This window comes from Metasolibacillus meyeri (assembly GCF_003049505.1).
In the GTDB taxonomy this organism is placed as follows: Bacteria; Bacillota; Bacilli; order Bacillales_A; family Planococcaceae; genus Metasolibacillus; species Metasolibacillus meyeri.
Map to the genome: position 1 here is coordinate 26,123 of NZ_PYWN01000062.1, position 22,517 is coordinate 48,639.

Below are 22,517 nucleotides of genomic sequence, written 5' to 3' on the forward strand. Positions count from 1 at the left end.
CATTTCCTTTCCTCAATAATTGATTAAGCGGCCATTATCATTCCACTGACCATACATTTTATTTTCTCTTGTATTTTCAATAAACTTATTTAGCCTTTTACTAAAAATATCAGGCTCATTTCTATAACTTTGTATTGTATCAATCCTAATCCTGCTATACAGTTCAGGAAAATTAATGAAGTTCTGATATAATTGGTCATCTTCTTTCAGAAGCGCTTCGATATCTTTATCTATAGTAAAGGATTCAGGTCGCATATCAGGAAGAATTCTCAGTCCCTCTTCTTTCATTAAACCTAATTTATCTAATCTCCTTACTCTTTCCTTATTTAATTCTGTCCAATTACTTTTTTTCTTTCTTGGAGAAAGCCTTTGAGCCAGTTCAGTATCTGATATTTTCTTCTTTATACCATCAATCCAACCAAAGCATAATGCTTCCTCAACTGCATCTAGATACTGAATGACTTCTGTTTGTTCACCCACGCTCACTATTACCCAACAAAACCTTGCTGTAATTGAATTTTCTTCAAGCCAATCTCGCAACTCCTGTCTTGTCTTAACTCTAATTAAATTCTCAATTTCCATTTTTGAATATATCCTTTCTAAGATGTTATCTTCCACAATCTGGCCCTTTATTTGATTTATGGGCATGTCTTAAAGGAGCTAGTCCAAAAATCCATACGGCTATTTAGTCAAAGTTTAAGTAGATAGAGCTAAAAGTGGGGCTATTTTCTAAAGAGTATTGAACCACGGCACTTTCCTACACATTTATACTATTACAGTATATAATAACTTAGGGGGTTCGTTATGCTAAAAATTAAACAAATCGATTTTATAAAAACCATTTATGATGACTCAATGTCACATAATATTTTTTCTATCTCAAATATTACCTTTTCAAATTATGAGCCTATTCATGGCGCTTTGTTATATTGGTGTCGCAATACAACTGATAGCGAGTATACACCTGAAGGAGATTATAAGTTTTTCTATGATATGGCGAATGTCACGTATTTTGCTTCTGTGAAATTTCCAAAGCATGTGCGCTTGACGCGTGATCAAAAGCAGGAGCTCGCCTATATATTGTTAGAGGAACGTGGTTCAATCGGATCGTATAGCTTCTCTACGCATGTAAATCGACAAAAATATGATATTCAAAAGGAATTTGAAGCGCTCGCTTTTCCGGAAAATTTCAATCCGACGATGATAGAGCCAATGCTTAATCAAGTAACGATCAAGCAAGTGTTAGAAATTCAGCTGCAACATCCGTATTTCAGCAAACGCTTCATTAGGCAATATATTCAGTGGCGTTCACGTGCGACACAAATGCATTTAAATGATTTACAACCATATTTACATGCAATTAGCTTTGAGCACCTGTGCTTAACTAATCCATATTTAACAGAGCAATATTTAATCGAGCACTTAGATCAACTTGCAGCAACATTGCAATACAATTATTCCGTTCTAAATCGTTTAACTAGCTCCTTTAAGCGCTATTTGGTTGATTTTTTACGAGTACAACAAGTGCCATTAAATGAGGATTTTGCTCATAAGGTAGAGCAGTTTATTGAAGACGATCATTTTTATGCACATAAGGAAATTCGCGATTTTGAGTTTGAGGAATTTGAGGAAGAAATGGACTTACAATTTTTCGAATATGATGTGGGACCAAATAAGTGGAGCGGTAGCGAGCATTTAGTAAAGGGTATACCATCTTTAGCGTGTCAAAAATATGATCAATACGGCTTTAAAAGAAAGACAAATAAAGAAATGGACGAGATGATCGCTTCATTTAGTGATGTACAATTAGACTTGCTTTGTGCTGTTTTAGAGCCACATTGGCTGCACCGCTATCGCAATCAATTAAATTGGACAAAAATTTGCCGATACAATGGCTATTTAGCTGAGGATTTTATTGTTGCCCATATTAAATTTATTGATTTTGAAGCACTTGGTGAGCATACAAGCTGTCAATTGTCTGAGGATTTTATGTTGAAATATATGAAGCGTTTTAATCATAAAAATCCTGTACCGCTTGTACTGCGTCATTTAACAGTCCCTCTTTATGAGGCGTATAAAGATACGATTAAAGTAAATTTACAGCTCTTGCATGAATATCGCACCTTAATTGCGGAGGAACAGCTGCAACAGCTTCAACAATTACTGTCGGAATAAAAAAAGTGAGAGTATGCATTTCGCTACTCTCATTTTTTTATTATCTAAAATTATTGGATGCAATACTTCTTTCCAGCTAAAGTATTTTACTCGCTTCTATCGCTTCCTGAATTAATTGAACGCCTTCATCAATCTTATTTTCTGGGATACTTGTAGTGTTTAATTTGAGAAATTTATGATTCTGTTTATAGCCAGCTATATAATTTGTTTTGTAATCGTCTACTAAAACATGTCGTTTAGCCAATTCTTCATAAAGCTTATTCATATTTATTTGCTTGGGTAGCTTGATGACTGTATGCATTTGATGGTTATCATTAAATTGGTAATCAGAAAAGTAGGTTTTCAATACATCGCGCAGTGTTTTGGCTTTTTGCTGATGTCTGAATACGATTTTATCTTTATGGTGTGCATATAGCCCACTTTCCATAAATGTCTGCATAATCACTTGACTTAAAGAATTCGTATGAATATCAATGATTTCTTTAAAGCTTTGGAAAGGCTCAATCAATTCTGCTGGTAAGACGGCCATACCTAACCGTTGCCCAGGAAACATAATTTTCGAAAAGCTCTTTAAATAAATAACTCGCTGATTCATATCCATTTCATACAGCGTTTTATAGCTAGTGTTTCCTTCAAAATCACTTAAATAATCATCTTCGATAATATAAAAGTGATACTTTTTCGCATAATTTAAAAGGGTATATTTTTCTTCTTCGCCCATCGTAGTACCGAGCGGATTATGCAGCCGTGGCATCAAATAAACATAGTCGGGACGCTTGTTGGTAATTGTTTCTTCCAATTCCCTCATATTGATTTTATCTAAATCCCGATAACAGGTAACATAATTCAAATGCAGCCGTTCAATCAGATTAATCATCTGATGATAGGTTGGCTGTTCGATTAGAATAGATTCCTTCCTAGTCATTATGATTAAAGCCAGAATATGTAGAGCCTGCTGCGTACCACTTGTTATCATAATTTGTTCTTTTTTAGTGAAGATTTGATTTTCTGCTAATAATTTTTGAAATAAGCTTTTCAGTTCCCCATTACCAGTCGTTTCCCCATAAGTGAATAATTCTGTTTTTTCATTTTGAATAGCGCTTTCCAAACATTGTGAATAACTGTCTAATGGAAAGTCCGTCCACGAAGTAGAGGCAGTGGAAAAATCATATACACCATTAAAAACAGTGGAATCTGTTTTTCTAGTAATAATAAAATAGCCTACGTTTGGCTGAGCGTAGATCCTGTTCATCTCAACCAAATGTTGCAATGCCTGCGTTATCGTCACTTGACTCACACCAAAAATATCCATCATTTTTCTTACAGAGGGAAGACGCTCTTTATATGCTCCCTGTTCGATATTTTGTAGGATTTTATTGGCCACTAATTGATGCTTCCTCATGTGATCCCTCCTCTATTTATAGAATACCATGAATCTATTGAAGCAATGCTTTACTTCGGTTTAATTGTATCGATACACAAATAAAAATAAATTTATTGTAGATGCTATTTTTCCTTTATTCTAAAAAAGAAGGAGGAGGAAATTATGAGAAAAAATAGTGCGTTATTGGCAGCTGTCGTTTATTCCATCATTATTGGACTGTCATTTATGTTTGTTAAAATTTCTTTAACATATGAAGGTCAATTACTTATATTGGCACAACGATTTACATTCGCCTTTCTAGGGTTACTCATATTTTTAGCAATCAGACCGATTAACTTAAGGTTAAATCGGAAGGAAATTCTGTTGGTTTTGGTGATTTCCCTGTTTTATCCGCTTGTTTTTTTCAGCAGTCAAATACTTGGACTTAATCAGATAACCGTCACAGAGGCAGGAATCATCCAAGCGATTGCTCCTGCTATAACAGTTTTATTAGCAAGTTTATTTTTGAAAGAACAGGTTCAAAGAATACAAGCGCTGGGAATCTTTTTGAGTATTGCAGGCGTTGTGTTTTTACAGCTAATGAATAGCTCAGGAGGCTATGAATTTCATCTAATTGGTAGTCTGTTTATTATAGTATCTATTCTCGCTACTGCCATCTGGCAAGTGTTGTCCAGAATTGCAACAAAAACCATTGCCCCAATCCAAATTACGGTATATACGATGTTTATTGGCTTGCTATTTTTTAATGCGATCTACTTTATAAGTGGCGGATCTGCAAGTGATTATGTGAATTCTCTAACAGAAATTCCCTACTTGATGTCCATTTTATATTTAGGCGTTTTATCTACATTTGGTACTTCTTTATTGTCTATTTATGCCATATCAAAGCTACCTGTTATTCAAGTAAGCATATTTAATAATGTCGCTACGTTGGTTACCATTCTTTCCGGCATTCTGATTTTAAATGAGCAATTTCATTATTATCATATGATTGGTGCAATCGTAATTATTTGTGGTGTCATTCTCGTCAATGTAAAAAGCATGTCAAAGCAGCCCACTTAAAATCATTACTCCTGAAATTTAAGTTATCTGCTGTTTCAATTGATAGGCTGTAAAACTCCATTCACTTTGTTAAACAAAAATCCTAACCACCGTGCTTTTGTGGTTAGGATTTTAGAAACTTATTGAACTATTCTTCTCGTCTTTTTAACTGAACTGTCGTATACCATGATGTGAGAGATGCTTCATGTTCCCTCTATTAATTTCGTTAAATTTTCCACTGTTAATGGCTTGCTGAAATAGTAGCCTTGTACGGATTTACAATTATGTTTTTTTAATATTGCAAGCTCTTCAGGTTGTTCAACACCTTCAGCAACAACATTTAAGTTCAAAGCATGCGCCAATGAAATAATAGCCGCTACCATCGATTCACCAGAAGGCGTCGTTCGGATATTTTGAATAAATGTACGGTCAATTTTTAATGCGTCAAATGGGAATTGACGTAAATAGCTTAATGAGGCGTAACCTGTACCAAAATCATCCAGCGATATTTCAATGCCCATTTTTTTCATTTCTTTTATTTTTTCGATTAGCTCATCTGTATAATCCATCATGGACATTTCTGTAATTTCGATTTCTAAATGCTGTGGATTTGCTTGCGTTTCTGCTAATATTTTCTCCAATCGCGAAATAAACGTTGTTTCTGCAATATGGATGGGCGAAATATTCACTGCAACACGTAAATTACTATTATATGTTTCGTTCCATTTTTTAATTTGCGCGGTTGCTTGACGTAATACCCATTCCCCAATCGCCGTTATTAAACCACACTGCTCAGCGAAAGGAATAAATTGATCTGGTGGCATGAAACCTAATTCTTCATCATTCCAACGAATCAATGCCTCCATCCCTGTCATTGTATTATCCTGGATATTATATTTCGGCTGGTAATGGAGCTCAAAGGCATCGTCTCGTATAGCTTGATGTATTTTTGTTTCAAGATGCAGCCAGCGATCATCGATACCTTTCATATTCGATTCAAATACAACGTAGCTATTTCTACTCTTGTGCTTTGCCGCATACATCGCAATATCTGCACAGCGTAGCAATTTGGATATCGTATTGCCATGATCCGGAAATATACTAATGCCCATGCTGACGCTTATATAAAATTCATAGTCATAAAAGCTAAAACTCTCTTTACAAGTATTGATAATTTTTTGTGCGGCTTGTTTAATTTGCGAAATATCATTTAAAATATAAACAAATTCATCACCATTTAGTCGAAAAACAGCATCTTTTTCGTCATCAATATGACTTAAGCGCTTCGCAAAAGCCTGTAAGAACATATCTCCCACTTTATGTCCAAGCCCATCATTGATATTTTTAAAGCGATTAATATCAATAAAAAACAGGGCAAATTGTGCTTGATTTTTTTCCGCAATCTCCATGCGCTTTTCCAATGTTTTCAGTAGGCTACGTCGGTTTGGTAAGCCTGTTAAATCATCGTGAAAAGCAAAATGCGTATATTTTTTTATATTTTTTTGAGCTGTTATATCCGTACGTATCGAAATGTATTGATATGGTTTTCCCTTGTCATTTAAAAATGGAACAATCGTTGTTTGTACCCAGTAAAGCGTACCATCTTTAGCTCTGTTACAAACTTCCCCGCTCCATGTTTCCCCTTTGCCAATCGTGCGCCATAATTCTTTAAAAAAAGCTTTGGAATGATGTCCAGAATTTAAAATACGGTGATCTTGTCCAATTAGTTCAGAACGACTATATTTGGAAATTTGGCAAAAGCGATCATTCACGTTCGTGATGACCCCTTTACCATCTGTTACAGCCACAATTGCTGATTGATCTAATGCCGCTTTTATATCTTTAAGCTCCTCATAGGTAAGCTCCATATTCGTTAAAATATGAGAGTCATTCGTCATTATAAGTTTCTCCCCGTTCCTAAGTTACTCAACTATCGAGATATCTAGATCAATTACGTCTCGGCTAACCCTCGTCTAGATTTTTTCAAGAGAAGTTAACCACAGTTAACTCACCTGCACCGTGCAGGGACCCCTTTCAAAATCTATGACATTCGTTGGAGGCTTTATCTTGATTTAGGTTTAGATAAATGCTGAATCAAGGTAAAAATACACTATATATAAGTATAATCTATTGCCTTTGTACTATTCAATAGCGATTTGAATGTGAGTTTTATATTCATAATAGTCAGTCGATTGCATAGACTTAATATGGAATTTTAAAAATATATAGGGACTTAATTTAACAATAATTATATTATGTAAACTTTATTGATGAAAGAATTTTCTGAAATAAATTGCTTGACATACAAATTCAACTGTACTATATTATATTTATAAAATTAATTCTGTTATAATACAAAGGAGTGGTATTCATGTCGATGTACCGTGAAGGGTATGAGCATTATTTAGAAAAGTGTGAGCAATTTGGAGTAGAGCCTGTTAATTTCCATTTTTATTTATTGCAGTTATCTCAAGAACAGCTTACTTCATTGACAGAGCAGGCACGCACACTGCGAGCGGGTATTTAATATGAATAATCCCGCCGTCGCCCAACAAAAATAAACCAAACTTTATGATTCGGTGCATAAAGTTTGGTTTTTATTTAGCGTAAATTATTTAATGGATTATTCTCCATTACTTCTTGAATTTGTTCATCCTCAATATGTGTATAAATTTGCGTTGTCGCAACGCTTGAATGCCCCAATATATGCTGTAAACTACGAATATCGGCGCCAGCACGATACATTAATGTCGCAGATGTATGGCGCAGCTTGTGCGGTGTCAGCTTTTCTTTATTCAATGTTGCCTTATTTAACCGCTTGACAATTTTAGCAATCGACTGCCGTGCAAAGCGCGTCCCCTTTTGCGATACGAAAAGCGGCTCTGCTCCTTCTCCTTTATACGTATGACGTGTCAGCAAGTATGCTTGCAATGCCTCGTAGCAGCTTTCGTTCATAAATACGATGCGCTCCTTATTTCCTTTTCCAACGACCGTAATATGACGCCCTTGAATTGATTGTAAATTCAATGAGCAAAGCTCCGTTACACGAATACCTAGATTCAAGAAAAATATCATCATACAATAATCTCGCTCGCTATACTGCTGCATTGTTGTAGCAGCAATAAATTGCTGCGCCTCCTGCAAATTCAAATACACAGGTGTCTTCCGTCCGATTTTCGGTGTTTCTAACTCATCGGCTGGGTTTTCTTCTATTAAACGGCGCTTGCCCTTCAAATATTTGAAGAAGGATTTCAATGTCGCCACTTTACGCGCACGAGCTGCTGGTGAATTTCCTCTCTGCACTTCGCAATATTCCATAAATAAATATAAATCTTCGAGCGTAATTTCTTTAATTTTATCAAGCGTAACATCTGAAATATTGATCTTTTGTAAATCAGCAATCGCGATATCTTGCTCGATTGCCTTTAAAAATCTAAAAAACAGCACTAAATCATATTCATATTCTTTACGCGTTCGCTGTGATTTTCCTGTAATGGTCGTTAAATAAACTAAAAAATCTTTTAAAATTTTCGGGAGCACAACATTCACCTCCTCCTCAGTATACAGCACTTCGACGCTTGATGTAATAAGCTCCGTATAATAATGTAAGCCCCCATAACAAGCCGATGCCTAATAATATGAGCACGCGTAATGATAAAATTTGCGTTCCAACACTAAATAATACCAAAGCTATGAGTGTACCAATCGCTTCAATTAGGCCAAAAATAGCGGTAAACCTTCCTAAAATCATGACTGGCAATGCTTTTTGAATATACGTTGTAAAACCAACATTTACAAAGCTAGTGGCAAAGGATAAAATGAAAAATCCGAGCGCGGCCATCCACCAATGTTGAGCTAGCCCATATAATAAATAGCCAACACTCGCAAACAGCACGCCATAAAACATAGCTGCTAACGGCTTGACTAGCCATTTTATATTACAAATTGAACCAGCAATAAACCCGACACCCGCTACGCTTACCAAGAGCCCATAAGCGCTTTCTGAGAGCTGCAATGTCCCCGTAGCAAAGGCTGCCTCTAGCGAATCAATCGCCGTTAAACAAACAATCAAAAGAGCATTCAAAATGAAAATAAAACAAATCGCAAGGTGCTTGCGTGCGTATAAATATACAGCATGCCAATCAGACTGAATTGTCACAAACGTAACTCGCTCTTGTTTTATTGCCCCGCTTATATTAGGGCATTTTCCAAGGAACAGTGCCGCTACTATTAGAGCGATGCTATTTGCGGCAATTGCTAGGCTTGCTGTACCGATAAAGAAAAATGCGCCAGCAATCATCGGACCTATTATAAATCCAGAGGACTGTGTCATACTTCGCCAAGCATTAAATCGTTGGCGCTCATTTTCAGGAATCACTTTCGTTGAATAAACAAAGACGGCATTCGCATAAATGGCTGTCAATAATTGAATGCAAAATGTCAATGCATAAATTGCTGCCATATGCATCGTCATAACGAGCAGCAGCATCAACACAGCCCGTAAAAGATGTAAATAAATAAGCAATTTTTTAATATTGACGCGGTCAATAAAAGATCCCACCCAGCTATTCGTTACGAGCATCGCAATCGGAATAAACATATAAAGAATCGTAACACTTGCTGGTGAATTGGTAATCGCTAAAACGATGAGATTCAAGGCAATAAAATAAACCCACTCACCAATATTGGCAATAAAAAAACTAATGAGTAAATAGATTTTCGTTCGTGTCATAAAGTCTCCTCCTTATTTTTGGCAATAAAAAAATCCCACCCCCTAAGATCTTCATCTTAGGGACGGAATCGACTTTGCGACACGTGTTGCCACCCTATTTCACATAATTATCGCTAACTATGCCTCTATCAGTACAATCATACTGTGTCTCGATAACGGGAGAACCCGTCACATCATCATATGTTCAATCCGATGTGCTACTCCGAGCCTTGCTTCAGCTTCAATCCACCTGCTCGCTTGCACCATCCCGAGCTCTCTGTTAAGGCTTCCTAAAACTTACTCTTCTCTTCAATGTATTCCAAAAATTTTAGCATAATACTATTATAGCTGTCTAGCATATTTTAAATATTCAGCAAAAATATTTGAAAATATAGGTGGATTTAGTTAATGCTTGGTTGATTATGATATAATGATTCCGTCTCAATCGTTAATCAATATTTTGGATACTGAGAGGAGAATACTAGCATGATTACATTAAGAAAAATTACATTGGAAAATCGTCGTGCCATATTTAATTTAGAAGTTACAGAAGAGCAACGTCGTTTTGTTGCATCTAATCTATCAAGCGTAGCCTCTTGCTATGTCCTTGCAACGAATGGTGGACATCCATTTCCGTTAGCGATTTATGCAGATGAACAGCCAGTCGGTTTTGTTATGATTACTTACGGAATTACTGGATACGAGCTTCCATCTATTGCGGATGAGAGCTATTGCATTTTACGTTTAATGATTGACAAGCACCACCAAAATCATGGCTATGGTCGAAAAGCAATGGAAAAAATCTTAGAATTTATACGCACTTTCCCTGCTGGTCCTGCACGATATTGCTGGATTCCATACAGCACCGATAATCCTCAAGCTAAAAAACTCTATGAAAGCTTCGGCTTCCGTGATAACGGTGAAGTTTGTGATAATGAACCGATTACCGTCTTACAGCTCTGATTTACAAATTTCATTACATACAAGCAGCACAGACAAATATGTGCTGTTTTTATTTTTCTTTAATAAAAAAGTTCCCAAATATCAATTTGGGAACTTTTTTGACACTATGATTTAATCATTTCTTTCATTTGTGCCAAATGATGCAAATCATGCTCCATTAACCCTTGAAAATAGCTACACAAAGTTAGCTTGGATTGATTGATTTGTATTTCAGCTACCCACAACTCATTAGGCATCCCCTTTAATATTTCCACTAATTGCGTGCGACCATCCGAAAATTCAGCAAGAACAATAGCCACCGCCCTTCCCCTAGCACTCGCTGCAGCTCGTTCATTTAAAGCTGCAACATCAGGTCCCGCCAGAAAAGTATTTTCACTAAAGAAATATGGTATTCTATCACGCAGTATAAATTTATCCCACACAATCAAATGACCAATAATTTCTACGATAGACCATTTCCCTTCAGTGATGGGCTTCCGCAATAACTCCTCATCAAAAGCACGCAAAACACGAGCGAACTCTATAAAATCAAGATGATGCTCCATAATTTCGGTTTTATCCATTAATCCCCCTCCTAAAAGAACACTCGTTCTACTTTTATGAAATCGCATTTTAACGAAGTGAAAAGCGTTCGCATGTACAATGATACACCTCACTTCGTCTGAGCGCACTTTTCAAATAGACACCCATCCTATATTTTACATGATAAATTTGTATGATAAAATAGAAAAAGCTGTATGTTGAAAGGAGCTTCTACAATGACAAAACGAACAAAGGCTATTTCAGCGGTAGCTGTGATTTTATCTGTCGCCGCAATCCTCGATATCGTATATAAAGGTTTATTTTATAAACTTCTTACGAAAATTTTTTAAATGAAAAGCCTAATTTCTCGATTTACTGAGAAATTAGGCTTTTATCTTTACTTTCACAACACTATTGTCTTACACCCTTTGACAATTGCGTACACTCCCTAAAAGCAAAATGCTGACAGCCGATGCATTTTTTGCGATCTAAATAGCGTAATGCAGCATCAATCGCTTGCCCTGTATGCTCAAAAAAGTGTTCCGTACCAATTTCATCATACAATCCACTTTTTTTCATCGCTGATTGCAGGCGCGGTTGTAAACCCGTTACAAGAATGACACCTTGAAATTGCTGTACGATGTTACTGAAATAAGCTTCTCCTGTCGTATCCATAAATGGCACTTTGCTCATGCGTAAAATTAACACATTCGCTCCCGTATCAATATCCGATAAAATCGTTTCCTCAAACATTTGCGCTGCTCCGAAAAATAACGGACCTTCCATTGTATAAATGCTGATTTGTGGACAGTCGTGCTTCGTATTTACAACATACGGCTGTACCTTTGCATTTTTTCTTGAATGATCAGGTAATACTTTGAAAATAGCAGGTGCATCCATCATTTGTTTTGTAAACAAAATAAGCGCCAGTCCTAAGCCTACTTCCACCGCAATTGTTAAGCTCGTCAATACGGTCAATAAAAATGTGACAACTAAAACAAGTGAATCCGCTGATTTCAACTTTAAAATATGCATAAAATGATGGCGCTCACTCATATTCCAAGCAACGACCATTAAAATAGGCGCCATACTCGCAAGCGGAATATGGGATGCATGCGGCGCAAACAATAAAAGCACGAGCAATACAAAAATACCATGTATCACGCCTGACATCGACGAGGTCGCGCCACTTTTAATATTTGTTGCCGTACGTGCGATGGCTCCTGTTGCGGGAATTCCCCCGAATAACGGTGTTACAATATTTGCTATCCCTTGCCCAACTAGCTCTTTATTACTATTATGTCGCGTTTTTGTCATCCCATCTGCTACGACTGCTGATAGCAGAGACTCAATTCCACCAAGCATCGCAATGACAAAAGCCGGTCCAATTAAACGTTCAATGCGCACCCATGTAATCTCAGGCATTTGAAACTGTGGCAACGCATTCGGAATTGCACCGTATGCCGAGCCAATTGTCGGCACTTGCCCTGAAAAAAAGAGGATGGCTACAATCGTTGAAATAATAATACCAGCTAATGAACCAGGTACTTTCAGGAAAATTTTTGGCGTTACTAAAATAACCGCTAAACAAAGCGCCGCAACGACAACATTATAAATATTTAGTGTCGGCATATTTATCACAAGCTCATTCATATTGGCAATAAATTTTTCATGCTTTTCAACGCCCGTTAATCCTAGAAAATTTGCGATTTGCCCTGTAAAAATAAGTACCGCAATACCTGATGTAAAGCCAATCGTGACAGGACGCGGAATAAATTGTATGAAGGAACCTAATTTAAATAAGCCCATCAAACACAGAAGAATTCCAGCCATTAAACCAGCGAGTAATAAATCCTCATAGCCATAGGCGAGTACAATTCCTAATAAAATCGGAACAAAAGCGCCTGTCGGTCCACCGATTTGATATTTAGAGCCACCAAATAACGCAATGATAATGCCTGCAATACACGTTGTATAAATCCCATATTCCGGTTTTACACCAGATGCAATCGCAAAGGACATTGCAAGTGGAATTGCCACAATCCCTACAATCAGTCCAGATAAAAGATCCTTCCGAAAATGCTCGAACGAATACCCTTTAAACCTTCCTAGTTGCAGCTTCTCCATTTTAAACCCTTCTTTTCATTTTAGTTATTGATCATCCAGTTCCTCAAGCATCGAAATCGTATCGATCAGATGATTATTAAAAATCTTCTTCGCTACGATAAGCAAATCTAAAATCATTGGGTCTCTAAGAGAATATAAAACGCGCTTGCCATCCTTTATACCGACCACAATATTTTTCGCACGCAGTACACTGAGTTGCTGTGAAATAGCTGAGCCTTCTTTATTAAGTGCATCTTGAATTTCTTGCACACTCTTTTCTCCATCTGAAAGTATTTCAAGAATATGTATGCGTAAAGGATGTGACAACGCTTTAAAAAAATCCGCTTTAAACTGTTGAAGTTCTCCTCCCATCCTATCACCCCCTGTTATTTACAATATACATATTCAAAACTTTGAATATGTATATATGATACGCCTTCTTTGTTGAATTTTCAATATACTTAGAGGAATTATTAAAGCCAGACTTCTCTATAAAATATAGGGAAATCTGGCCTTTTAAATATTATGAGAGGTTTTAATACCTAGCTATGCTTTTTTCCTTAAATAAAGCGCAAGGAATAACGCTGGCACTGTACAAACCGTCATGCCTAAAAAAGCTAAGCGCGGTTCCATTTCATATAAGAAGCCACCGAATAGTGTTAAGATAGCTGTGCTCCAGCCCATCGCGAATGCATTATACATACCTTGTGCATTTGGAATTTGCTCCTTTTGCAAATTTTGTGTGAAAAATAAAATAACAGCAAAATGCGCTAAGGCAAATGAAACGGCATGTAATGATTGTGACACAATAAATATCGGAATCGTCGGCACAAGCGATACCATTAACCAGCGTAAAGTCGAGCCAATTGCCGCCACTAGCAATAAATTTGCTGGCTTCCAATGCCCGAATAGTCGATCTGATTTAGCGAAAAATAGTATTTCAAAAAACACGCCAATATTAATAATTAACCCAATATAATATTTCGCAACACCTAGCTCCTGTAAATAAATATAGCCATAATTATAATAAGAAGCGTGTGCCCCTTGCAATAAAATCGCGATAATTAACACAATTAAAAAATTTGGTGCTTGCAGCAATTTCTTTACTGAAAATTTATTGGCACTAGCTCCCTTTGGTTTTTCTAATAAAACGGCAGGTGCAGGACGCGTATTCAACAGCACGAGTAAAATTAATCCACCTAGCAATAACCATAATATAGCCATGTCCCCAAATTGCCCCGTAACAACACTAGCAATGAGTACCATAACAACAAAGCCTAATGAACCATAAGAACGACTTTGCCCGTAATGTAATTGACCATGCTGAAGTAATATTCCCGCAACGCTGTCTAGCGCTGGCATCAATGCAGGGAAAAAGAAGCTGAACAATAGTGTAACAACAAGCAGGCTGCTAAAGGAACTCGCCGGAATGAACAATAACATAATGAGTAATGATAAAATGGCAAATAGATCAAGCACTCGTTTACTGCTCCATTTACGTGCAATATAAGGGAAGGCAAACAATGTCGAAATCCCTCTAATTGCTAAGCTACAGCTCATAATTAAGCTTGCTTGGCTAATTGTTAACCCTTTTGCTTCTACTAAAAAACCTGTCCAATATGGTAAAAAGATGCCCCATGTCATATAAAAAGTAAAGAAGTTTTGTGACATCCAGCGCTGATTATTCATAATTAATCCCTCCATCTGTCTTGCATCATAGCACGCTTTCTTTTAAAATAATGTGAGATATCTCATATTTAGGTGGTTTTTCATGCAAAATATACAAAATGAAGAGAAACAATATTATCTGGAGCATTTTCCAATTCAGCATTTATTTTCGTTTGATATAATGAATTTAGTAGAAGTTCACTATTTTGAGCGAGGCGAATGGATCATTAAGGAAGGCAACTTCCCCCAATATTTGTACTTTTTAGCCGAAGGAAAAGCAAAAATTTATATGACACAAGAAAATGGCAAAGTCGCATTAATTAGCTTCGCACAGCCAAATGCCTTTATCGGTGAGCTGGAGCTATTAGATGAGGATTATTATTCAAAGGGCGTACAAACAATGACAACAACAATCTGTTTAGCGTTACCTATCGCCAAATGCAAAAACGAGCTATTAGCTGATGTCGTTTTTTTACGCTATTTATGCACATTTTTAGGTAATAAAACATCTTTAATGACCGCCAAATTTTCAAAAAGCCTTGCCTATCCACTCGAAAACCGGCTTGCTGAATTTATCATCCTTTCAGCACATAACGATATTTATAAAGAAAAGCATACAGAGGTATGCGATTATTTAGGGGTGTCCTACCGCCATCTTTTACACGTCCTATCACAATTTTGTGAGCAAGGCTTACTGGAAAAACGCGGACGAAGCTATGTGATTATCGATATGGGGGCATTAAAAAAACGAGCGATAACAACCTCTATCTAGGCCAATTATCACTCGTTTTACTTTGTACATCGAAGCAGCAACTTTAATTATTAAAGTTTTTTGACATACTGACGCTCTTCTAATATCGCTGGCCGTTACTGCGACATCAAAAGCACATCCTGTTCATTAATTAAATTTTTACTTTACATCAACTTCAAGCCGATTGCCGCACCTAAAATCATCGTAATAAAAATAATGCGTCGCCAATCCTTTGATTCACCGAATACAATCATGCCGAGGACAGCACCACCAGCAGCCCCAATACCTGTCCAGATGGCATAGGCAGTTCCCATCGGTAATGATTTCATTGCGATAGCTAACAAGACAAAACTCATGGAAAATGCGACAACCATATAAATAAATGACGCAACATTGCGTTTTTGATACATACGCCCAATCATAAAGACGCCTAACATTTCACATACCCCCGCTAAAACTAATACAATCCATGCCATTATGCCTGCTCCTCCTTTTCACCAGATACAAGCTTCAAACCGATTACGCCTGCTAATAAAATCGCAATTAACAACAATTTTCCTACATGTACAGGCTCATCAAAAATGACCATATCAGATATAACTGTTCCTGCTGTGCCTAATCCAACAAACACCGCATAGACAGTTCCAACAGGTAGCTTGCTTCCAGCTTGAATCATTAAATAAAAGCTAACGATAATGCAAACGACTGTCGCACCCCATTCAAGTGGTGTCGTTGCATGCTTTAAGCCAATGACCCAACCCACCTCAAAAACCGCTGCAATAATTACTTGAAGCCATGTTAAATTCATTATAAAATCCTCCTTAAATGACAAAAAACCTGAGAGAATGATTGCATTCTCCCAGGCTTTTATCCTTCCGTGTAACACACATATGCTGTGTGCGCCTTCTCTCGGACCAGACTAGCAAATGCAAAACATTTACTACGGAACCCTAGAAAGCTTGATGTTTTTTATTATTTCACATCATAATTAATTTTGCAAGTGCTACACAAAAATATTGATTGTTTCTCCGTTACGCTCGATTTTCCAATTGGAGGAAATGAGTGTGGCAATGGCTTTTTCCGTTTCCTCGTTCGCTGGTACATTGTACGTACCGAATTCTTGCAGCTCATATTGATGTTCATCAATGCCAAAGCGCATACGCAAAATATTTTTCAAACCATTAATCGTTAAAAACTTCACTTGATAGCCTGTCGTATAAGCTTCTTTAAAAAGCTCTTTATCTGTATCAAAAAGCTGCTGTAATAATGAAAAATCAGATTTCATCTCCGCAAATAAAGATAAGTCCTTGTTTTCAAGCTGTGCTGCTACTTGCTCATAGCTGTAATTTTGTCGTAATGATTCAATTAAATAAGCTTCCATCAATGAAATCGCCATTTAGTCGTTCCCCTTTTTATATGTATTTTCAATCCATGCTGTTATATTTTCATCATAGTTTGGGTAAGAATAGCCAAGCTTTTCAGCCACTTGACGGGACGCGTCACGGAACATTTGACAGCATTAAAACTAATATCATAATCTTGATAACTATCTTTCGGGATATTAGCATTTGTGCGCGATCCCTCTAGCACAGAAATACGAATGCGCTCGTCCCCCATGGCAAAATCCGAAAAAATTTGAAACATCTCAGCTTCTGTACGCATTGTATCTTCCCCCTTCTGTTATTATAGCATTTTACTCGGATTTTTCCATACGAGTAGCCCGCTCCTGTAATACACCTTTTCTAGCGTAGCCATATTTTTCATATAAATCCTCGGTAGCATGTAGCTCCTTATCTAAATCTTGTTGAATAGCTGTGTAGCGTACATTTGTCGTTGTGACCGAAAAACCTACCTGTTGTGATACATATGAAAATAAGCGCTCAATCGTTTTTACCGTAATTGGCTCCCCCTGCTTATTGCCTAAGCCTAACCATATATCATCTACCTCTTGCGCAACTGTAAACTGTTTCATGGTTTCCTCTTTATAAAATTGCAGCACATCTAATAAAGCTTGTGGCAATGGCAAATCACGATAGCTACGCTTACTTAAAATGCGAATAACATCTTGATGCACATGCGACCATTTCATGCGTACGACTTCACTCGATTTAATGCCTAGCTCTGCAATCACACGCATAATCGTATAATTACGCAATGCCATCCACCTAATATCTTGTTCCTCTGCTGCTTCGTAGGAAATGAGCCAAATATGCAAAGCTTGACGCATTTGCCCTATGGATAATGTTTTCAGCTCATTTTTTTCAATGGCGATTGGGCTAAATAAATCATCTGGCAATAATGGAATGACTTCACGTGCTTGTAAAAAATGAATAAAGCTTTTTAAGCTTGCGAGTTTTCGATTGACACTTTGAATAGAACTGTAATGCTGCTGCAGCCATTCCTTATATGCTTGAATAGTTTCGACCATCAACATTTCACAATTTTGCTCCTTCATAAATTTCACGAACTGCGCACTATCTAAGCTGTATTGTTTCACCGTATAATTAGATTTCGACTGACTGACTAAAAATGCTTTAAAACGCGCAACATAAATCGAATAATCTGTCATCAGAAGCACTCCTTATAGATTTGGCGTAAAATAGCTATTATTTCCTAAAAAACTTGTGGCGTGTTATTTATTGTTTTCTAAATCACAGTGTCGTATAATATGTTTTTTTATTAATCACAAGAAAGAGAATGTTTGTTCTTATTATAATTGAAGAGACGGCTTTGTTCAACCGCGCATATGCTACGTTATTCGCAAAACCTTTGTTCAATATAACATGCATTCGTTCTTTTATGTCTTATTTCGCACTTTCACATGATTTTAAGCTATACTTTCATTAATTCGATCTACAGAAACGGAGGGCTTCCTTGTGCAAATACAAACGGTGCGCTTACATGACGAAGATGCAAAGATCATTTATCAGGAAACAGCGGGCTTAGCCATTATTACGATTCATCGCCCACAAGCGAAAAATGCATTGACAGCCAAAATGTGGCGAGAGCTCGCATCCCTTGCCTCACAATCCTTGCAAAATCCTAAAAACAAAGTGCTTATATTGCGTGGCGCTGGTGAAAACTTTTCAGCAGGCTCTGATATTAAAGAATTCCATGCGATGTCGCTCGAACAAGCAGAGCAAGCATTTATCGAAATGGAACGAACAATTTCTACCGTTGAAAACTTGCCTTTACCAGTAATTGGTGTCATTAATGGCCCTGCAATGGGTGCTGGCTTGGAATTAGCGCTGGCTTGCGATATTCGCATCGGCTCAGATAAAGCAAAAATGGGGATTCCCGTTGGCAAGTTAGGCATTACGTTGAACAATCGCTTCGCTAAACGCCTTGTTGACTTAGTTGGTCCTTCTGCTACAAAGGATTTTGTCTTCACAGGACGCATGTATAAAGCAGAGGAAGCATTTCATGCAGGCATGCTCAATTATTTAGTAGCTGAAAAGGATTTAACAAAGTTTATGATTCGCATGGGAAAGCTTGTTGCAGGCATGTCGCCCGATTCCCTGCTAGCAGTAAAAAAGTCCGTTCAGCAATGCACGGAGTCTACACCTGCTTTATGGCAAGGTGCTACTCCCTTTGTCTCACAAAATGATTTCGCTGAAGGTGTGCGTGCCTTTGTTGAAAAACGTCAACCACAATTTAAACGCCCTCAAAGCTAAGAGGGCGTTTTTTTCAACCCTTTAACAGCTAAATGAATCCATTCAGGCTGTAATTCAAATGTTTGTTGAAATGCCTCGGTAATTTCCTGCTGCAAGCCGCGCAACCCTCCAGCGATATCATCATGAATCGATGCCTGTACAATAACTGTCGCACTAATTTTAGGAATCGTCGCAACATTAAATTGAAGCTTTTCCACCTGTGCGACAATTGGATTCCGCTCGATAACATGCAATAAGACATCACGATAAACTTGCTTATGAATCGTCACGGTTTCATGATGAAAATCCGGCTGAACGATTGTCGTCTCCCCTACCTTGACACGATTGCCTACGAAAATATCTCGCCCTTTTCGCACTAAACGTTTAAAAAAGTTTTGCTCTACTTGCTCATATGGTACAGGCATAACATGCTGCCCCTTCGTCTGTCGAATAAAACGAGCAATTTGTATTTCACGTGCAGAGCGAATGTTTTGTACTTGATAAAAATGAGTGATTGGCCCTAATTCAAGCTGCTCAGCAATTTTTTTCGTCATTTTATCCGATGTACCGATAATTAAAATGGATGAAAGCTCGGCATTTTTTATCGCAGCCTGCACTTCCTTGCGATGTATTGCCTCCTCAAAAATTGCCCTTCTAACTGCCGTAATCGTATTCTTTTCGAATTTTGCACTGATCCCAGCCTGCTTCCTTCCATTAATAATTAATAAGCCATCATCGATGATTCCTTCAATACCTTTCGCATAGGCAAAATGTAAGGCAGATGTACTTTTTCCTGTTCCACTTGGCCCACTTAAAGAATAAATCTCCATTCGCTCTCTCCCTTCCTTTATAGAGAAATATACACGATTTCAATCAATAGGTCATAGGTTATGTGGAAAAAAGGGGGTAAACCGTTTATTATAAATATATTGCATTTGTTATTTAGAAAATTACCATTTCTATCGAAAGACACTATCTACTAATCATGAAGAGAGGTAATTTACAATGAAAAAAATAAACTTATTTATGAGTACAGCGATTGCGATTGCCGCCGTTAGTACCGTTACAGCACCGCTACAAACAGAAGCAGCAACTAAAAATTTCAGCGATGTTTCACCGAAAAATGATTATTATCACATTATTAAAGAAATGGTAGCGAAAGAAGTCATTACAGGCTATCCTGATGGAACGTTTAAACCAAATGAACTAATGACTCGTAAACATGCCGCTGCTTTAATTAGCCGCGCATTCCCAACACTGCCAGCCTATCATAAAGGAATTTCGTTAACAGATGTAAATAAGGACAACCCTTATTACAAAGATATTAGACGTGTACTGGAAGCAGATATTATTCAGCACACTAATAACTTTGATTTTAGACCAAATGACATTATAACGCGAGGTGAAATGGCACGAGCGATTGCGTTAGCATACAAACTATCAAGCAATGAGCAGAAAAGCCCATTAACCGACGTTTCGCCACAGCTCGCTTCCTATGTAGACGCTTTGTATGCCAACGACATTACGACAGGCTTTGAGGACAAAACATTCCGTGAAGATAAAGGGCTAACGCGCGTACATTTTGCTGTTTTTATGTACAGAGCAGAACAAGCCATTCAAAATAACAAAGTTGTTACAGCCTACAACGCTAGTAAATTTCATAATATGAAAGAAACCGACATTCAGTATCCCACAAAATATAAAAATGCTGCAGAAGCAACAGAAGCCTCTAAAAGCTCTGTTGAAACGCTTCTAAGTAAAAGCGATGAAATGACTTCGATTACTTTACAAAATGAAAAGGAATATAATGCTTTTATAGAGTCCGCTCAAATAATGTTGAATAAATCTGCACAGCAACTAGACGACATCATCTATAAAGTTTACAGCACAGGCATAGCTGAAAGCATACCATCTCAGAACAATCAGCTTTGGGTTTTATGGTACGATTATAGCGAAAAAAAACTATTCAAAGCGATTATCAAAGAAAAATAACATCATTTCCTTGTGAGTGGCACTTCAAAAAGCCGCTCACTCTCTTTAAATTCTCCGTTATCTTCTCGTTTAGAAGAATATATACTATTTTCCGAATTATCGAAATACAAAATGCTAGGTTTATGCTAAAATAGAATGAAGTTTTAACAGGTTAAAGGAGTGTTCTTTTTGATTATTGAGCCATCATTAAAAATGTCGCTGTTTACAGAAGCGATTTTTGGAAAATTGAAAGCATTTGCCGCACAGCAAAAGCAACAAGGAACGGAAATTATCGACTTAAGCTTAGGAAGCCCCGATATTCCTCCCGCCACTTTGCTGCTTGACCATATGGCACAGCTTGCAGCTAAACCTGAATCCTATCGCTATACATTATCAGGTGTCCAAGCTTTCAATGAGGCTGTTTGTCGCTATTATGACAGAGTAAACAATGTCAAGCTCGACGCACAAACAGAAGTTGTACAAACGATGGGCTCTCAGGAAGGATTAGTCCACTTACCAATCGCCTTTTGCAATCATGGCGATATCGTCTTAACAACAAACCCTGCCTATGTCGCATACGACGCAGGCATTCATTTAGCAGGTGCAACGCCCTATTATATGCCACTCACAAAGGAAAATGGTTATTTACCAGACTTAGCAAGCGTCCCAGTCGAAATTGCAGAAAAGGCGAAGCTGCTTATTTTAAATTTACCGGGCAACCCTGTCCCAGCAATGCCCTCTACAAAATATTTCGAAGAGGTTGTTGCATTCGCTAAAAAATACAATATCATCGTGTTACATGATGCCGCATATTCTGAGTTTTATTTTAAAGGTGATGCGCCATTAAGCTTTTTAGCAACAGCTGGTGCTAAGGAAGTAGGAATCGAAATTAATTCCTTATCGAAAAGCTTTAGCCTTGCAGGCACACGCGTTGCTTATATCGTTGGTAATGCTGAAATCATTCAAATTATCAAGCAATTAAAGTCCAATTTAGATTTCGGTATTTTTGAGCCAATCCAGCTAACTGCGGCACTTGCGTTAGACCATGCGGAAGAAATTACAGCTAGCTTACGCACAACCTTTGCGGAGCGCCACCACGTATTAATGAGTGGCTTACAGCAAATTGGCTGGGAAGTTGCCCCTTCTAATGGTGGGATGTTCGTCTGGGCAAAATATCCATATCATCTGACAAGTGAGGATTTCGCCTTCAAAGCAATTGAACAAGCAGGAGTCGTTATGGTACCAGGCACTGTATTCGGTACTGCGGGTGAAGGTTATGTACGACTAGCGCTTGTACAAAATACTGAGCGGCTAACGCGTGCAGTTGAAAAATTGGGTGCTATCAAATTAAGCGAATAAATTCGTTCGTAAATTTCTAAAACACGCCAGCAATTAATGTTAAGTTCTTGCGATGCTATTGCATGAAATCGGCAACGGCACAAATTTTATTATCGATACAAGTAACACCTACTCCTATGCTTAAATGCAAGGAATAGGTGTTTTTTATTTTTCTTTAACATCAATTACGCCGAGGCGTAATTGCGTCGGGATTTTGAATTGTGCTTGCACAAT

At 37.5% G+C, this 22,517-nt stretch carries 23 protein-coding genes, 1 pseudogene, 1 riboswitch and 1 other annotated feature; of the genes and pseudogenes, 8 read left to right on the forward strand and 16 right to left on the reverse strand.

The annotated features are described in order from the left end of the window. Positions 1-12: 12 nt before the first annotated feature. On the reverse strand, positions 13-582 hold the full coding sequence (locus C9J34_RS10120) for a YdeI/OmpD-associated family protein (protein WP_107839747.1): 570 nt from the start codon (positions 580-582) through the stop codon (positions 13-15). Positions 583-804: 222 nt separating this feature from the next. Here C9J34_RS10120 and C9J34_RS10125 point away from each other — a divergent pair, with 222 nt between their 5' ends. Further along, complete coding sequence (locus tag C9J34_RS10125; RefSeq protein WP_107839748.1) at positions 805-2,175, forward strand: nucleoside-diphosphate sugar epimerase; 1,371 nt, start codon at positions 805-807, stop codon at positions 2,173-2,175. A 76-nt stretch (positions 2,176-2,251) separates the two neighbouring features. Here the strand turns inward: C9J34_RS10125 and C9J34_RS10130 are convergent, their stop codons facing one another. Continuing rightward, a complete protein-coding gene (locus tag C9J34_RS10130) occupies positions 2,252-3,577 on the reverse strand; it encodes an aminotransferase-like domain-containing protein (protein ID WP_107839749.1) in 1,326 nt (441 codons plus the stop codon). Positions 3,578-3,721: 144 nt separating this feature from the next. Between C9J34_RS10130 and C9J34_RS10135 the strand changes: the two genes are divergently transcribed. Further along, positions 3,722-4,621, forward strand: coding sequence for a DMT family transporter (locus tag C9J34_RS10135; RefSeq protein WP_107839750.1), 900 nt, complete (start codon positions 3,722-3,724; stop codon positions 4,619-4,621). Between the two features lie 182 nt (positions 4,622-4,803). Here C9J34_RS10135 and C9J34_RS10140 read toward each other — a convergent pair whose 3' ends face one another. Further along, positions 4,804-6,498, reverse strand: coding sequence for a putative bifunctional diguanylate cyclase/phosphodiesterase (locus tag C9J34_RS10140; RefSeq protein ID WP_107839751.1), 1,695 nt, complete (start codon positions 6,496-6,498; stop codon positions 4,804-4,806). A gap of 473 nt (positions 6,499-6,971) precedes the next feature. Here C9J34_RS10140 and C9J34_RS10145 point away from each other — a divergent pair, with 473 nt between their 5' ends. Then, complete coding sequence (locus C9J34_RS10145; protein ID WP_107839752.1) at positions 6,972-7,127, forward strand: transcriptional regulator; 156 nt, start codon at positions 6,972-6,974, stop codon at positions 7,125-7,127. Between the two features lie 74 nt (positions 7,128-7,201). On the opposite strand, the gene C9J34_RS10150 is transcribed toward C9J34_RS10145, so the two are convergent. Further along, on the reverse strand, positions 7,202-8,149 hold the full coding sequence (locus C9J34_RS10150; RefSeq protein WP_107839753.1) for a tyrosine recombinase XerC: 948 nt from the start codon (positions 8,147-8,149) through the stop codon (positions 7,202-7,204). A gap of 7 nt (positions 8,150-8,156) precedes the next feature. Next, complete coding sequence (locus C9J34_RS10155; protein WP_107839754.1) at positions 8,157-9,332, reverse strand: MFS transporter; 1,176 nt, start codon at positions 9,330-9,332, stop codon at positions 8,157-8,159. 55 nt (positions 9,333-9,387) lie between these two features. Continuing rightward, positions 9,388-9,633: a binding site (T-box leader), on the reverse strand. Between the two features lie 164 nt (positions 9,634-9,797). Here C9J34_RS10155 and C9J34_RS10160 point away from each other — a divergent pair. Then, entirely contained in the window at positions 9,798-10,274 is a 477-nt protein-coding gene (locus tag C9J34_RS10160) for a GNAT family N-acetyltransferase (protein ID WP_107839755.1), read from the forward strand. 104 nt (positions 10,275-10,378) lie between these two features. Here the strand turns inward: C9J34_RS10160 and C9J34_RS10165 are convergent, their stop codons facing one another. The 4 genes from C9J34_RS10165 to C9J34_RS10180 form a co-directional block, all read right to left on the reverse strand. Beyond that, complete coding sequence (locus C9J34_RS10165; RefSeq protein WP_193768961.1) at positions 10,379-10,837, reverse strand: DinB family protein; 459 nt, start codon at positions 10,835-10,837, stop codon at positions 10,379-10,381. Between the two features lie 370 nt (positions 10,838-11,207). Next, entirely contained in the window at positions 11,208-12,923 is a 1,716-nt protein-coding gene (locus C9J34_RS10170; RefSeq protein ID WP_107839757.1) for a SulP family inorganic anion transporter, read from the reverse strand. A 24-nt stretch (positions 12,924-12,947) separates the two neighbouring features. Next, on the reverse strand, positions 12,948-13,274 hold the full coding sequence (locus C9J34_RS10175; protein WP_107839758.1) for an ArsR/SmtB family transcription factor: 327 nt from the start codon (positions 13,272-13,274) through the stop codon (positions 12,948-12,950). Positions 13,275-13,448: 174 nt separating this feature from the next. Continuing rightward, positions 13,449-14,591, reverse strand: a complete 1,143-nt coding sequence (locus C9J34_RS10180) for a 3-phenylpropionate MFS transporter (protein WP_107839759.1) — start codon at positions 14,589-14,591, stop codon at positions 13,449-13,451. 82 nt (positions 14,592-14,673) lie between these two features. Here C9J34_RS10180 and yeiL point away from each other — a divergent pair, with 82 nt between their 5' ends. Then, the gene (yeiL, locus tag C9J34_RS10185; protein WP_107839760.1) at positions 14,674-15,342 is read left to right on the forward strand and encodes a transcriptional regulator YeiL; all 669 of its coding nucleotides are present in this window, start codon (positions 14,674-14,676) and stop codon (positions 15,340-15,342) included. 143 nt (positions 15,343-15,485) lie between these two features. Here the strand turns inward: yeiL and C9J34_RS10190 are convergent, their stop codons facing one another. From C9J34_RS10190 to C9J34_RS10210, 6 genes and pseudogenes are all read right to left on the reverse strand, one after another. Further along, entirely contained in the window at positions 15,486-15,797 is a 312-nt protein-coding gene (locus tag C9J34_RS10190; RefSeq protein WP_107839761.1) for a DMT family transporter, read from the reverse strand. After that, positions 15,797-16,129 (reverse strand): DMT family transporter, encoded by a 333-nt coding sequence (locus tag C9J34_RS10195; RefSeq protein ID WP_107839762.1) that lies wholly within the window; start codon positions 16,127-16,129, stop codon positions 15,797-15,799. Before C9J34_RS10195 ends, C9J34_RS10190 begins: the two co-directional genes overlap by 1 nt. Before the next feature lie 46 nt (positions 16,130-16,175). Then, positions 16,176-16,286, reverse strand: a riboswitch (guanidine-I (ykkC/yxkD leader). Positions 16,287-16,324: 38 nt separating this feature from the next. Next, complete coding sequence (locus tag C9J34_RS10200; protein ID WP_107839763.1) at positions 16,325-16,717, reverse strand: hypothetical protein; 393 nt, start codon at positions 16,715-16,717, stop codon at positions 16,325-16,327. After that, complete coding sequence (locus tag C9J34_RS22845; RefSeq protein WP_420799124.1) at positions 16,718-16,831, reverse strand: hypothetical protein; 114 nt, start codon at positions 16,829-16,831, stop codon at positions 16,718-16,720. A gap of 11 nt (positions 16,832-16,842) precedes the next feature. Then, a pseudogene (locus C9J34_RS22375) lies at positions 16,843-16,983 on the reverse strand (aminoglycoside 6-adenylyltransferase); the annotation flags it as partial. A 31-nt stretch (positions 16,984-17,014) separates the two neighbouring features. Beyond that, entirely contained in the window at positions 17,015-17,890 is an 876-nt protein-coding gene (locus C9J34_RS10210; protein WP_107839765.1) for a tyrosine-type recombinase/integrase, read from the reverse strand. A gap of 307 nt (positions 17,891-18,197) precedes the next feature. Here C9J34_RS10210 and C9J34_RS10215 point away from each other — a divergent pair, with 307 nt between their 5' ends. Next, positions 18,198-18,995 carry an enoyl-CoA hydratase/isomerase family protein gene (locus tag C9J34_RS10215; RefSeq protein ID WP_107839766.1) on the forward strand — a complete coding sequence of 266 codons (798 nt, stop codon included), beginning with the start codon at positions 18,198-18,200 and terminating at the stop codon, positions 18,993-18,995. Here the strand turns inward: C9J34_RS10215 and C9J34_RS10220 are convergent. Further along, a complete protein-coding gene (locus tag C9J34_RS10220; protein WP_107839767.1) occupies positions 18,992-19,804 on the reverse strand; it encodes a hypothetical protein in 813 nt (270 codons plus the stop codon). The two genes, C9J34_RS10215 and C9J34_RS10220, sit on opposite strands and share 4 nt — an antisense overlap. A gap of 175 nt (positions 19,805-19,979) precedes the next feature. Here C9J34_RS10220 and C9J34_RS10225 point away from each other — a divergent pair, with 175 nt between their 5' ends. Together C9J34_RS10225 and C9J34_RS10230 are read left to right on the forward strand one after the other, a co-directional pair. Continuing rightward, positions 19,980-20,966 (forward strand): S-layer homology domain-containing protein, encoded by a 987-nt coding sequence (locus tag C9J34_RS10225; RefSeq protein ID WP_107839768.1) that lies wholly within the window; start codon positions 19,980-19,982, stop codon positions 20,964-20,966. Positions 20,967-21,134: 168 nt separating this feature from the next. Then, positions 21,135-22,304 carry an aminotransferase class I/II-fold pyridoxal phosphate-dependent enzyme gene (locus tag C9J34_RS10230; RefSeq protein ID WP_107839769.1) on the forward strand — a complete coding sequence of 390 codons (1,170 nt, stop codon included), beginning with the start codon at positions 21,135-21,137 and terminating at the stop codon, positions 22,302-22,304. The last annotated feature ends 213 nt before the right edge of the window (positions 22,305-22,517 follow it).